This is a genomic window from Paraburkholderia adhaesiva, assembly GCF_021390575.1.
In the GTDB taxonomy this organism is placed as follows: domain Bacteria; phylum Pseudomonadota; class Gammaproteobacteria; order Burkholderiales; family Burkholderiaceae; genus Paraburkholderia; species Paraburkholderia adhaesiva.
Genome location: NZ_JAJEJQ010000001.1, coordinates 808,462 through 821,943, shown reverse-complemented (window position 1 = coordinate 821,943; position 13,482 = coordinate 808,462). Strand labels below are relative to the sequence as shown.

Genomic DNA, 13,482 nt, shown 5'->3' with positions numbered 1-13,482 from the left:
GCGCGTTGCGCCGCATCGATATCTTGCGGTCGGCTCAGGCGCCGCCCGCCGACGAGCCCGGACCGGAACCGGGTCCATGGGTGGCACGCGCCGCCAGTTCCTCGCGCACGGCAGCCTTCACCCATCCCTTCAGCTCGCTTTCCAGCGCAAGACCGATCTCGCGCGACACCTGCCCCACGAGCCAGCGCGAATGCTCCTGCAATGCGGCGCTGCAACGGGACTCGATCACCCCCCGGCCATCGCCGGTCAACCAGCCGAGGCACCGCCCGCGCAGCCGCTCGGCGAGCGCATCGACATCGCCGGCGAACAAGCCTTCGACCCCGGCGGGCACGGCGGCCGGCGCGACACCGCCCCGAGCGCGCAGCACATTGCCCGGCACGAGAATGTCGGTCAGGAGCGGAATCGAAGTGTCATCTACGTCGTGTTCGTCCGGCACGAAAACCTCCTTCACTCAGCAGAACGCGCGTTATCCAAACGCGCCGTACACACAGGGCTTCATCCGCCCTGCTTGTAGTTGTTCAGCGCATAGCCGCGGTCGCGGTAGAAACGATAGCGGTCGCGACCTGCCGCGAGTTCATCCGGCGTATCGCCGATCACTTCGAGCAGACGTTCGAAGCGCGCGAACTGCGGCGGCACCGTCGCGCCGAGATTGAGCAGCACACGATGATGCGGCGCACGCTCGAGATCCGCCGCGAGCACGATGGGCGTCTCATTCGCGAGTGCGCTGTCGGCCATGCAGTGCGGCACGAAGTCGAGGGGCGAGAAGGTCCAGAGCATCTCGTCGAAGGCGCGCAAGCGCGCCGGCTCCGCCAGCACGACCACCTGCTCGCCCGCCAGATACGCCTTGCGAACGAGCCGGCACGCGTACGCCAGCGAGTCGCCGACGTTCGTGTGAAAGTCGATGCGCGTCATCTGCCCGCCACCCGCCTTGCACGGAACTTCATTGCGCCGCGCGGTCGATCAGGAATTGCGACAGCAGCGGCACTGGACGGCCCGTCGCGCCCTTCGCAGCACCGCTCTTCCAGGCCGTACCCGCAATGTCGAGGTGCGCCCACGGGTAATTTTCGGCGAAGCGCGAGAGGAAGCACGCGGCGGTCACACTACCCGCCGGACGGCCGCCGATGTTGGCGAGGTCCGCGAAATTCGACTTCAGCTGGTCCTGATACTCGTCGTCGAGCGGCAGGCGCCAGGCCGGGTCGTCCGCTTCGCGCGAAGCGTCGAGCAGCTCGCCCGCGAGCGCGTCGTCCTTCGAGAACAGCCCGCTGTTGTGATGGCCGAGCGCGATGATGCACGCGCCCGTGAGCGTGGCGATATCGACCACGGCGGCCGGCTTGAAACGCTCGGCGTAGGTGAGCGCATCGCACAGGATCAGGCGGCCCTCGGCGTCGGTGTTGAGCACCTCGACGGTCAGGCCCGACATCGTCGTGACGATGTCGCCCGGCTTGGTCGCGTTGCCCGCGGGCATGTTCTCGCAGGTCGGGATGATGCCGATCACGTTGAGCTTCAGGCCCATTTCGGCGACCGCGCGAATCGTGCCGAGCACGGAGCCCGCGCCGCACATGTCGTACTTCATCTCGTCCATGCCCTCGCCGGGCTTGAGCGAGATGCCGCCCGTGTCGAACGTGATGCCCTTGCCGACCAGCACGACCGGCGCGGCCTTCGCGCTCGCGCCCTGATAGTGCAGCACGATGAACTGCGGCGGCTCGACCGAGCCCTTCGTCACCGAAAGGAACGAGCCCATCTTGAGGGCCTCGATCTGGCGCTGTCCGAGCACCTCGACCTTCAGCTTCCAGTCGCGCGCGATCTTCTTCGCGGCGGCCGCGAGATACGTGGGCGTGCAGACGTTGCCCGGCAGGTTGCCGAGATCGCGCGTGAGATCCATGCCGTTGGCGATCGCCGCGCCGTGCTTCGCCGCGACCTTCGCGGCTTTTTCGTCGGCGGAGTCGCAGGAGAAGACGACGCGTTTGAGCGCGCGCACGGTCGTGTCCGGCTTGCTCTTCATCTGCGTAAAGCGATAGGTCTCGCCGCGCAGCGCAAGGATGGCGGCGCGCACGGCCCAGTCACCCGCGCGGTCCTTGACCGGCAAGTGGGTGATCGTGAACGTGACCTGCGCGATTTTCGTGCCGAGGATAGCGCGCCAGGCCGCCTTGACGGCTTCGCCGTAGGCCTTCTGGCCAAATTCGTCCTGTTTGCCGAGACCGACCAGCAACACCCGTGAAGCGCCGATTCCCGTCACTTCGGGCAGGAACAGCGTGGAGCCGGCCTTGCCGCTCATATCGCCGGCTTTGACCACGCGCGAGATCGTGCCGCCGATCGCGTTGTCGATCACAAACGCCGGGCCCGACAGGGTCTGCGCCTCGAACACGCCGATCACGACACAATCCGACTTGCCGGTCAGGAAGGTGCCCTGTCCGCCTTTGCTCCAGTCACAGGCTTTTATGCTAAAGTCCATCGCGCTTGTCCTCGGATAAAATCAGGGCTTAGGATGAAAGCCGCAATTATCCGCTATTTTTCCCGCGGCGGCTCCAGGTCGGATGCGCGAGCTGAGTTGAGCTGAGCAGCGTCTGGCACGGGCCTCCCTGTCCATCAAGAATGATCTTCGAACGTTCCCTGCAGCGCGAACTCGCGTACACGGCCGGCGCCGTGTTCATGGTTCTGCTCACGATCATGCTGACGACGATGATGATCCGCATCGTCGGCTTTGCCGCGCAAGGTCAGGTCGACCCGCGCGACGTGCTCGTCCTCATCGGTCTCACCGTGATCGGCTATATGGCCGTGATGCTGATCGTCACGATGTTCGTGTCGATCCTGTTCGTGCTCACGCGCTGGTACAAGGATTCGGAAATGGTCGTGTGGCTCGCCTCCGGGGTGAGCCTCACGCGCCTCATCAAGCCGGTCGCCACATTTGCCACGCCGATCCTGATCCTGATCCTGTTCTTCGCCTTCGTCGGCTGGCCGTGGTCGAACGCCCAGAGCAAGCTGATCCGCGCGCGTTTCCAGCAGCGTGACGAAGTGTCGCTGCTCGCGCCTGGCCAGTTCCGCGAATCGCCCGCCACGCACCGCGTGTTTTTCATCGAGAGCATGAGCTCCGACCAGGCGCGCGTCGAGAACGTGTTCGTCACGACGACGGAGAACGGCAAGGTCAGCGTGATCGTCTCCCGCACCGGCCACACCGAGACCCACAAGAACGGCGATCGCTTCGTCGTGCTCGAAAACGGCCGCCGCTACGACGGCGAACCGGGCCACCCCGACTTTCGCATTTCGGAGTTCCAGCGCTACGGCGTGAAGATCCAGAGCCAGCCTGTCGTCGCGACGCCCACGGCCAGCAGCACCTCCACGCTCGGCCTGCTGCGCCAGCCGACCGCCGAAAACCTCGCGGAACTCGCCTGGCGCTGCGGTCTGCCGCTCATCGCGATCAACCTGATGCTGCTTGCCATTCCGCTCGCCTACCAGAATCCGCGCCGCGGCCGCACGATCAACCTCGTCATGGCCGTGCTGATCTATCTCACCTATTCGAACCTGCTCAACGTCGTGCAGTCGCAGATCGAGCAAGGCAAGCTGCCGTTCGGCGTCGGGCTCGTATCGCTACACATCGTGGTGCTGGCGCTCGTCGCGTTCCTGTTCTGGCTGCGCGTGCGCAACCGGCCGCTCTTTACTCGCGCAATGTTCTCGCGCGAAACGCAGGGGAGCTGACCGATGCGCATCTATGAGAAGTATTTCGCGAAGCAGGTTTATGTCGCCTTCATCTTCATCCTGTTCGCGTTTTCGGGTCTGTTCTTCTTCTTCGACCTGATCAACGAGCTGAACTCGGTCGGCCACGGCAACTACAAGTTCAGCTATGCGGTGCTGCGCGTTGCACTGCAAGCGCCGTCGCGGTTCTACGAGATCATCCCGGTCGCCGCGCTCATCAGCGCGATTTACGTGTTCGCGCAGATGGCCGCGAACTCCGAATACACGATCTTCCGCGTTTCAGGGCTCGCGACGCGACAAGCGCTCGGCTCGCTGCTCAAGATCGGCATTCCGCTCGTGTTCCTGACCTATCTGATCGGCGAAGTGGTTGGGCCTTACACGGACCAGCTCTCGGAACGCGTGCGCCTCGAAGCGCTCGGCTCGGCCGTGTCTTCGGACTTCAAGTCCGGCGTCTGGGTCAAGGACACGCTCACCGCGCGAGCCGACGGCGAGCAGGTCACGCGCTTCGTGAACGTCGGCCAGTTGCAGCCCGATGCGACGGTCGCCAACGTGCGCATTTACGAATTCGACTCGCAGTTCCGGCTCTCGAACGTGCGGCTCGCGAAGACAGGCCGCTTCCAGCCGCCGGGCCACTGGCTGTTGAAGGACGTCACCGACACGCGACTCATCAGCGTACCGCCACCGCCGAACCAGCCCGCCGACGCGCTCAGCCCGGTTTATCGCGCGGAGCAGTCGACGCTGCCCGAGTATTCGCTGCGCTCCGAACTCACGCCGCAGATCCTGTCGGTGCTGCTTGTGTCGCCGGATCGCATGTCGATGTTCAACCTGTTCCGCTACATCCAGCACCTGAACGAGAACCATCAGGACACGCAGCGCTACGAGGTCGCGCTGTGGCGCAAGCTGGTCTACCCGTTCGCCGTCTTCGTGATGCTCGTGCTCTCGCTGCCGTTCGCGTATCTGCATACTCGCGCGGGCGTGGTCGGTGTGAAGGTGTTCGGCGGGATCATGCTCGGGATGAGCTTCCAGCTCATCAACACGCTGTTCTCCCACATGGGTACACTGAACACGTGGCCCGCGCCGCTCACGGCGGCCACACCCGGCATCATCTATCTCGCGCTTGGGCTGATCGGCCTGAAATGGGTCGAACGGCACTGACGCCAGCCTTGTGAATCCCGCTGCGCCCGTCGGCATCGCCACGGGGCGCACGCGCTTCGAAACTGCTTCGAGTTTGCTTCGAGACTCATTGAGACTTCGCGACGATGGGCAAGCACGGCATGATCCTCTTCGGCCACGGCGCGCGCGACGCGCGCTGGAAAGAGCCGTTCACGCGACTCTCCGCGAAACTCGCCGCAGCGCGTGGTGAAGCGGGTCCGGTCGGACTCGCCTTTCTCGAACTCATGACCCCCGACCTTCCGACTGCCATCGCGGCTCAGGCCGATGCCGGTTGTGAGTCGATCACGGTCGTGCCCGTGTTCTTCGGCCAGGGCGGGCACGTGCGGCGCGACTTGCCGGAGATCGTCGCGCGCTGCCAGGCAGAGCATCCCGGCGTGCAGTTGCGCTGCGCGGGCGCGGTCGGCGAGGACGATGCCGTGCTCGATGCGATCGTGCAGTATTGTCTCGGCGCCGCGCACGACTGACTGCCGTGCGCGGAAAGCTGCTTGAAGCGCTGCTATAACCGTCGGCGCGGCGGGCAAAAGCGGCGCGCTCCAGTAGGCGAGCGCTACGCGAACACGAAACGCCGGTCGAGCCGGTATTTGACGATGTAGCCCAGCGTCAGGCCGAACGCGCCGCCAGCAAATCGGGCGTGCTCCGAGCGCCAGAGCGCCCACGCGCCGAATTCGCAGCCCCAGAACACGACGGTCGTCGCCACGCCCATCAGCGTATAGAGCAGCAGGCTGCGCACGCCATGCGAAAGATCGCGGTGGCGGTAGCGAAAGATCCAGCGCTTGTCGAGCAGGAACTTCAGTACGAGCCCTCCTCCGGTGCCGATCACAACCGACAGCGGCACCGCAAACCACCCCTCATAGGCAAGCAGCGCGAGTTTCTGCAAACCGAGGTTCGCCACGATCGAGAGCAGCGCGAACGCGCCGTAGAGCAGCGTCAGATGGGTCAGGGACAGCTCGCGGGGTTCGGTGGCCGAGATCACGTTCATAGCGACAGCCGATTGAAGACGCGCTTCGGGATCGAGCGGATGATCAGCATGATCGGCGCCCAGAACCATGGCGTATAAAGCACGTCGCGGCCGCGCGTGACGGCCCGCGCGATATCTCGCGCGACTTTCTCGGGCGTCGCAACCAGGGGCCCCGGTAGCGGCAGGCCGGCTGTCATCGGCGTGGCGACGAAGCCCGGCTTGATCGTGACGACCCGTGCGCCTGCGCGTCTCAGGCGCACGCGCAATCCTTCGCAGAACGTAGAAAGTGCGGCCTTCGCGGCGCCATACAAATAGTTCGATGGCCGTCCGCGCTCCCCCGCCACCGACGAGATCACCGCAAGCGTGCCGCCGCGCTGTGCCTCAAGCACGTTCGCGACGTGCGTCAGCAGCGCGATCACCGAGGTCGCATTGGTCGTGAACTCGCGCACCGCGAGTGCTGCGTCGGCCTCACAGGCCTGCTGGTCAGGCAGCGTGCCTGGCGCGACCAGCACGATATCCAGTGTGCCAAGCATCTCTACGCACTGCCCCACCACGGCCTCGTGCGCGTCGTGCCGGTCAATGTCGAGCGGGATGCACGACACGTCCGCAGCGCCGCGCGCGCGCAGATCGTCCGCGACATGTTGCAGACGTTCCGCGTGGCGCGCGACCAGCACGAAACGCGCCTGCGGGTCGAGCCATGCACGCGCGCAGGCCGTGGCGATGGCCGAAGTGGCGCCGATGATGACGATGTTTTTCATGTACGGGTCGTACGCTCCCAGAAACGTGACAGCAAAGCAGGATCGCGCAGGGCCTCGACCTGCTCCCAGCGTGGATAGGCGGCCCGGAAATCCTCGCCGGACATGTGCGCGTCCTTGGCCGGATACAGACGGCCGCGCGCCGCGCGCACGATCGCGTCGAGCCGCGCGAAGAGCGCCCGGTTCGACGCATCGCGCTGCGGGAAATCGAGTGCGAGCGACGTTCCCTCGCGCGGAAACGACAGCCACCCGGGCGATTCGATCGCGCCGCAACGCTTGAGCACCGCCAGAAACGAACCGGTACCGCTGCGCGCAATCGCATCGAGCATCTCGCGAACCGCGTCGCGCGCCGCGTCGGGCGGTATCACGCACTGATACTGCTGGAAGCCCGCGCGGCCGTAAATGCGGTTCCATTCGCGGATCGCATCGAGTGGATAAAAGAATGTGTCGCAGTCCATCGCAACCGGCGTCGCGCGCGTGCGCTGCCGGCGGAAATACGCCTCGTTGAGTGCGCGCAGCGTGAGCGGGTTGAAGAGCGGCACCGGCATCGTGAACGGCACGGTCCGCGCGCGTCGCGGCGCAAGAGTGAGCGGGCCATCGGGTGCATGATCGCCCGCCATGAACACGCCGCGTCCAAGCGAGGCACCGCGCCCCAGGCAGTCGACCCACGCGACACTGTATTCATGAAGCGGGTCGAGCTGTTCGGACAGCGAGAAGAATCCGTCGAGATTATCGAAGCGGATCCGCGTGACGTCGATGCGGCTCGACGCAACCGGCATCAACTGCACCTCGACCCATTCGATCAGGCCGGTCAGGCCGAGACCGCCTACCGTTGCGGCGAAGAAATCGGGCTCTGTCGCGGGCGAGCAATCGAGCCGGCTCCCGTCACTGCGCAACAGGCTGAAGCGGCGCACATGGCGCCCGAACGTCCCGCGAACGTGATGGTTCTTGCCATGCACATCGTTCGCTACCGCGCCGCCAAGCGTCACGAACTGCGTGCCCGGCGTGACTGGCAGCATCCAGCCGTGCGGCAAGGCGAGCGCAAGCAGCTGGCCGAGCGTCGTGCCCGCCTCGGCGCGCACGACGCCTGTCTGCCAGTCCGACGCGATCATCCGGTCGAGCGGCAGCATGTGCACCACTTCGCCCGATGCGGCGAGACAGCTGTCGCCGTAGCTGCGGCCGTTGCCGAACCCGAGCGTCGTGCCGGTGCCCGCGGCCGCGTCTCGCCAGGCGAGCGGGAGCGCATCGCGCCACGCGACCGTGTGCGCTTGCTGCGGAGCGCACGGATAGCGCCCCCAGGACTGCAGTGCGCCCACCTAGATCGCCATCCAGAAACATGCCGCGCAAAGCGCGATGACGAGCCAGCTCGCACGGTCTTTCGCGGCGAACAGCACCGGATCGTCGTGCATCTGTCCGCGATGCGTGATCAGCCAGATCCGGCTGACCCAGTACAACAGGATCGCGCACACCGGCCAGATCATCGGCGGATGACGATAAAGCAGCGCGGTATTGCGGTCCTGGATATAGAGCGCGAGGACCAGCACCGCAAGATAGCCGGACGCGGACCCGAGCGATGCAATCAGCGACAGGTCGTCGGCCTGATAGCCGCGCCCGCGTGTCTTCGCGAGCCCTCGGTCCTGCAGGGCTTGTAGTTCCGCATAGCGCTTGACCAGCGCGAGACTCAGGAACACGAACATCGAGAATGCGAGCAGCCAGAAGCTCAAATGCGCCCCGATCGCGGCCGCACCGGCCACGATGCGCGCGGTGTAGAGCGCCGCAAGCACCACCACGTCGACCATCACCAGACGCTTCAGGTAGAGCGAGTACGCAAGCGTGAGCGCGTAGTAGGCGAACAACGTGAACGCGAAGCGCAGCGGCAGGCAGTAGAACTCGAGCAGCACGGCACCCGCAAGCAATACCGGGCACAACGCAACGCCCCAGCGCAGCGGCAACGCACCGGACGCGAGCGGCCGGTTGCGCTTGGTCGGATGGTGGCGGTCGTCCTCGAGATCGATCAGATCGTTGAGCAGATACACGCTCGAGGCGCAGAACCCGAATGCGACAAACGCGAGCCCTGCAGCGCGCATCGTCGCCAGCTGCCCGAACTGGTGCGCGGTGAGTACCGGCACGAAAATCAGCAGGTTTTTGAGCCACTGGTGCAGGCGCAACGCCCTGCCGAGCACTTTCAGGCGCGCCGGCCGGTTCTCGATCACACGATCGACATTGCCCTGCGCGAGCGCCGCGCGCTCAACGCCGCGCTCGGGGTTCACAACCCACGCTCGCGCCGCGCTGGCCCAGACCGGCACGTCGTCGTGCGAGTTGCCCGCGTAGTCGAACCCACGCTCGCCGAAGACGGCAATCAAACGATCGCGCTTGCGGCGCGCCGACAGGTTGACCGCGCCCTCGGTCGCATGGACCTCGTCGAAACAGCCCAGGTGGTCCGCGATGGCCTGCGCATAACGCTGGTGCGTGGCAGTCGCAAGCACGAGCGCGCGACCGGCCGCACGCTCCGCCGCCAGTTGAGCGAGCAACGACGCGTCATACGGCAACCCCGTGACATCGAGATCCGTGGCAGCCGCGAGCCGCGCCTTCAGGCCCGCCTTGCCGCCACGCAGCAGCCAGACCAGCAGTTGCCAGCACCGCAGCGGCGAGGACTTTAGAAAGGCCCACACACACTCGATCAGGACGTCGGAGCGCAACAGCGTGCCGTCAAGATCGACGACGAGCGGCCGACTGCGATACGGCGTCATCGGCACGTGGCTCATGACTGCGGCGCGAGCACGAACAGTTGGTAGGCGCGCGCAGGCAACTCCCGTCCCCATGCGTTCTTGCTGACCTTGAGCGCGACCGGCGCAGCATGGCTTAGCGCCGATGCCGTCGCGATGCAGTTGGCGTCGTCGCCACGGCACACAAACAGCGCGCCACGGCGCGCGAACTCGGCGGGGGTGAACCAGGGCGTCAACGCCGGCCAGTCGAGGTCCCAGAAACGGGCGCGGCCACCGTCATAGAAAATCACCGAACCGGCCTCGTGCGTCGAACCCGCCACGATCGATAGCGGCTGCCTCGTGCGTTCGCGCCACACCGTCTGCGCGGCCGTTGCGAGTTCCGCGCGCGGCTCGGCCGCGTCGTCGGTATTGCGCCGCGCGCCTGTGTAGCCCACCACGGCCGACACAGCGAGCACCAGCGCCCAGTACACCACCATGACGCGCACGGCCCGCTGCGGTGCGATCTCGAAGCGGCCCTGCTCGAGCACGGCGAGCCAGAGCGGCACGATGGCGAACCACTGTGCCATGCCCCAGACCGAGGCCATCTGCGTCTTGCCGATCACCGACAGCACACCCACCGCGAATAATGGCCCGAGCGCGAGCCACCAGAGATCCGGATGCAGCGAGGGACGAACAACGCTCAGCGCCATGCGCCGCGCAGCGCCCGACTTGCGCACCATCAGCAGCACGAAAACGAAACTCAGCGCGAGATATCCAATCTGCGCGAGCGTATAAATGCCGAACCGCCCCACTGCGGCGAAGAGCGTGCCTCCGGTGCGCTGCGCGGCGTATTCCAGCGTCGGGAAATGATTGAGCATCATCCAGCGCACGTGCGGCGTCAGCACCGCGACACCCGCCGCCACCGCGATCAGCGAATCGACGCTGATGAGGCGCGCACGCCATGCGGGACGTACGAGCAACGCGAGCAACAGCCCGAGCAGCAGGACGATCGAGAAGTACTTGCCGAGCACCGCAAGCGCCGCGCACACCCCGAGACCGAGCGCCGCGCCGCTGCGCGCGAGACGGCTGCCCGGCTGCACATAGCGGACGAAAAAGTACGCGGTCCACGGCCAGACCGACAGCAGGATCGCATTCGGATTGAATTTGATCGCGAGATTCGAGTAGAGCGGCGAGACAGCCATCGCAAGCCCGGCGACGATCGCGAGCCGACGCGGCACGAAGCACGCGGCGAGCGCGACGATTCCCGTGAGGCCGACCAGCACGTTCACCGCCGACAGCGCGAAATAGGCGAGATCGGTATGCGGAAACACGCTGAACCAGGCCGCTGCAACCCACGACGAAAGCGGCGGGTGCTTCGCGTAACCGGCCTGCCATTCGAGGCCCCATACATACGTCTCGACCATGTCGCCCTGGATGTCGAGATTGCCGCGTGCGAGCCAGGCGGCCAGCGTCCAGACCATCGCGTGGAGCGGCAACAACCAGCGGAGTGAAGCGTTGTGTGCGACGGCACGTTCGTCGGAAGCCGTGGCTAGCGACGTAAGATTCGAAAGCTGGGTCGACATCGAAAAATTCTGGTCTGTATGCCGGCGTGCCGGACATTGATTATTTTGCCGACATTGTAATACGGCGCTTACATGCCTAGGGTGCGACCCCTACACATCACTCAGAATCCCTGAATGTCGGCCAATAAAAAAGGGCTCGGTGAAGGTAATTCGCGGCGCAAATTGGCCCGTGTGGCCAGCAGGATTCGCCGGACTCAGTCCCGGGAGGGGTTGCCAGACGCCGGGATATCGCGCGGCAACAAGTTGTGGGACAGCGCTGTCGCGCGTGTCTCGCGCAAGCGAAGGGAGTCGAGCTGGTCTGCCAGCGGAAGCCGCCAGCCGATCAAAAGCTCAGTGCTTGTGGGGAGTGAAATGCGTGATGCATAGGCCGCAGCATGACGTGCAGCACGCGAGACGGAATCGACGCACCGCACGCAAACGGTACGAAAGTGCAAAGGGGCGCGAATTGCGCCCCTTGTGCTCTTAAGCGGCTGCCCGCTGGCCTTGCACCTGCGGGGCCATGAGGTCTTCGTTGCAGAGCTGCCCGGCGCGCGCCGCAAACGCCTCGCCGATCATCAACAGGCTCGGCTGCGTCGCGTCGAGCCAGTCCTGCGCCTCGCCCGCCGCCAGCGCCGCGAGCGTAAGCGTGAGCGTGCGTTCGCGCGGCGTGCTGCACGCCTCGACGATCGCCACCGGCGTGGCGCCCGCGCGTCCCGCCTCGATCAACTCGCGCGCGATGTCGGGACCGCTGTCGCGGCCCATGTAAAACACGAGTGAATCCGCGTTGACCTGCTCGCGGATATCGGCAGTATCGGCCGCACGCGAGTGCGTCGCGAGCGCGACGCTGCGCGCCACACCGCGCACCGTGAGTGGCCGACGCAGCGCGGCGGCACTCGCGAGCGCCGCCGTAATGCCGGGCACGACCTCGTACTCGATGCCCGCTGCTTCGAGCGCGCGCATCTCTTCGTCGGCACGGCCGAACAACATCGGATCGCCGCCCTTCAGGCGCACGACCACGCCGTGTTCGCGCGCCGCATCGACGAGCTGCTTGTTGATGAAGTGCTGCGCCGTCGAGCGCTGCCCGCAGCGCTTGCCCACCGCGACGAACTTCGCGTGCTTCGGCGCGTACTCCAGCATCGCCGGCTCGACGAGCGCGTCGTGCAGCACGACGTCCGCCGTGCCGAGGAGCCGCGCGCCGCGCACGGTGATGAGGTCCGCCGCGCCCGGTCCCGCGCCGATCAGATAGACCTTGCCCAATTTGCCCATCGACTTCGTACCTCGCGTTTCCAGACTCACGCCGCGAATGCGCGAATCATGCCCGCCGCCACCGTGTGGTGCGTGGCTTCGTCGATCAGGACGAACGCACCCGTGCCGGGATGGGTATCGTAGAGATCGCACACGAGCGGCTTTTGCAGCGTGAGCGCGACGCGGCCGATATCGTTCATCGCGAGATTGTGGCGGTCGGTGGCATGCGAAAGCGTGTGCACGTCGAGCACCTGCTTGATCGCGCCGATCTTCGCGAACACCGTGTTCGTCGTCTGCTTGAGCAGGTACTTGCGCTGCGTCGAAAGCGGCTCGTCGTCGAACCAGCAGAGGTCGGCTTCGAGCTTCTTCGCCGGCTCCACCGCATCCGTGGCGGGCACGAACGTGTCGCCGCGCGAGACATCCACATCTTCCGCAAGCCGGATCGTGACCGTCTGGCCCGCGAACGCGCGCTCGACCTGCGCCGTACCGCCCGGCACCGGCGCGATGATCTCCGCTACGCTGGCCTGACGGCCCGCGGGCAGCACGGTGATCGCATCGCCGACCTTCACCTCGCCTGACTCGACGCGGCCCATGTAGCCGCGGAAATCGTCGGCGCTCGAACCGTCCTGGCGCGCGACCCACTGCACCGGGAAGCGCAGCGCTTCGCCCGCTGCCTGTCCGACCGGCAGCGATTCGAGCACGTCGAGCAGCGGCTCGCCGGCGTACCACGGCATGCGCTCGCTCGCCGTTACGATGTTGTCGCCCTTGAGCGCCGAGACCGGCACGAAGCGCACGTTTTCGAGGCCGAGCTGACGCGCGAGCACGACATACGCTTCGCGGATCTGATCGAAAACTGCTTCGCTGTACTCGACGAGGTCCATCTTGTTGATCGCGACGATGACGTGCTGCAGGCCGAGCAACTTGACGATCGCGCTATGGCGCTTCGTCTGTGGCAGCAGTTGCGTGACGCCGTCCTCGACCGTGACGCGCGTCGCATCGACGAGGATGATCGCGGCGTGCGCCGTCGAGGCGCCCGTCACCATGTTGCGCGTGTACTGCTCGTGGCCCGGCGTGTCGGCGATGATGAACTTACGCTTCGCCGTGGCGAAATAGCGGTACGCCACGTCAATCGTGATGCCCTGTTCGCGCTCGGCTTCGAGGCCGTCGGTCAGGAGCGAAAGGTCGATCTCGTCGCCCACGGTGCGCTTGTTCTTCGCACGCGAAAGCGCCGAAAGCTGGTCCGAGAGCACGGCCTTGCTGTCGTAAAGCAGGCGGCCGATCAGCGTGCTCTTGCCATCGTCGACGCTGCCCGCCGTGATAAAGCGCAGCACGCCGAGGTCTTCATGTTGATACGCGGGTTGCTCAATGCGGCTCATGATCGAATTTTTCCTCGT

At 65.8% G+C, this 13,482-nt stretch carries 13 protein-coding genes; 3 read left to right on the top strand and 10 right to left on the bottom strand.

Annotated features, from left to right (window positions below; genetic code table 11):
• Positions 1-34: 34 nt before the first annotated feature.
• The 3 genes from L0U80_RS03590 to L0U80_RS03580 are packed head-to-tail and all read right to left on the bottom strand — an operon-like array spanning position 35 to position 2,452.
• On the bottom strand, positions 35-451 hold the full coding sequence (locus L0U80_RS03590; protein WP_233862564.1) for a DUF2486 family protein: 417 nt from the start codon (positions 449-451) through the stop codon (positions 35-37).
• Between the two features lie 44 nt (positions 452-495).
• Positions 496-912: a DNA polymerase III subunit chi gene (locus L0U80_RS03585; RefSeq protein ID WP_233862562.1), complete on the bottom strand. Its 417-nt coding sequence runs from the start codon at positions 910-912 to the stop codon at positions 496-498.
• A 28-nt stretch (positions 913-940) separates the two neighbouring features.
• A complete protein-coding gene (locus L0U80_RS03580) occupies positions 941-2,452 on the bottom strand; it encodes a leucyl aminopeptidase (protein ID WP_233862561.1) in 1,512 nt (503 codons plus the stop codon).
• 140 nt (positions 2,453-2,592) lie between these two features.
• Here L0U80_RS03580 and lptF point away from each other — a divergent pair, with 140 nt between their 5' ends.
• The 3 genes from lptF (at position 2,593) to L0U80_RS03565 (ending at position 5,327) form a co-directional block, all read left to right on the top strand.
• Positions 2,593-3,693 carry an LPS export ABC transporter permease LptF gene (lptF, locus tag L0U80_RS03575; protein ID WP_233862560.1) on the top strand — a complete coding sequence of 367 codons (1,101 nt, stop codon included), beginning with the start codon at positions 2,593-2,595 and terminating at the stop codon, positions 3,691-3,693.
• A 3-nt stretch (positions 3,694-3,696) separates the two neighbouring features.
• Complete coding sequence (gene lptG, locus L0U80_RS03570; protein ID WP_233862559.1) at positions 3,697-4,845, top strand: LPS export ABC transporter permease LptG; 1,149 nt, start codon at positions 3,697-3,699, stop codon at positions 4,843-4,845.
• Positions 4,846-4,949: 104 nt separating this feature from the next.
• Positions 4,950-5,327 (top strand): sirohydrochlorin chelatase, encoded by a 378-nt coding sequence (locus tag L0U80_RS03565; protein ID WP_233862558.1) that lies wholly within the window; start codon positions 4,950-4,952, stop codon positions 5,325-5,327.
• An 83-nt stretch (positions 5,328-5,410) separates the two neighbouring features.
• Here the strand turns inward: L0U80_RS03565 and L0U80_RS03560 are convergent, their stop codons facing one another.
• The 7 genes from L0U80_RS03560 to L0U80_RS03530 form a co-directional block, all read right to left on the bottom strand.
• The gene (locus L0U80_RS03560) at positions 5,411-5,842 is read right to left on the bottom strand and encodes a GtrA family protein (RefSeq protein ID WP_233862557.1); all 432 of its coding nucleotides are present in this window, start codon (positions 5,840-5,842) and stop codon (positions 5,411-5,413) included.
• Positions 5,839-6,579, bottom strand: coding sequence for an SDR family oxidoreductase (locus tag L0U80_RS03555; RefSeq protein WP_233862556.1), 741 nt, complete (start codon positions 6,577-6,579; stop codon positions 5,839-5,841). Before L0U80_RS03555 ends, L0U80_RS03560 begins: the two co-directional genes overlap by 4 nt.
• Positions 6,576-7,892 carry an FAD-binding oxidoreductase gene (locus tag L0U80_RS03550; RefSeq protein ID WP_233862555.1) on the bottom strand — a complete coding sequence of 439 codons (1,317 nt, stop codon included), beginning with the start codon at positions 7,890-7,892 and terminating at the stop codon, positions 6,576-6,578. Before L0U80_RS03550 ends, L0U80_RS03555 begins: the two co-directional genes overlap by 4 nt.
• The gene (locus tag L0U80_RS03545) at positions 7,893-9,341 is read right to left on the bottom strand and encodes a UbiA family prenyltransferase (RefSeq protein ID WP_233862554.1); all 1,449 of its coding nucleotides are present in this window, start codon (positions 9,339-9,341) and stop codon (positions 7,893-7,895) included. It abuts the gene before it with no gap.
• Positions 9,338-10,864, bottom strand: coding sequence for a glycosyltransferase family 39 protein (locus L0U80_RS03540; RefSeq protein WP_233862553.1), 1,527 nt, complete (start codon positions 10,862-10,864; stop codon positions 9,338-9,340). Before L0U80_RS03540 ends, L0U80_RS03545 begins: the two co-directional genes overlap by 4 nt.
• A gap of 462 nt (positions 10,865-11,326) precedes the next feature.
• The gene (gene cobA / locus L0U80_RS03535) at positions 11,327-12,100 is read right to left on the bottom strand and encodes a uroporphyrinogen-III C-methyltransferase (protein WP_233865631.1); all 774 of its coding nucleotides are present in this window, start codon (positions 12,098-12,100) and stop codon (positions 11,327-11,329) included.
• Between the two features lie 35 nt (positions 12,101-12,135).
• Positions 12,136-13,464, bottom strand: coding sequence for a sulfate adenylyltransferase subunit 1 (locus tag L0U80_RS03530; RefSeq protein WP_233862552.1), 1,329 nt, complete (start codon positions 13,462-13,464; stop codon positions 12,136-12,138).
• Positions 13,465-13,482 lie beyond the last annotated feature (18 nt).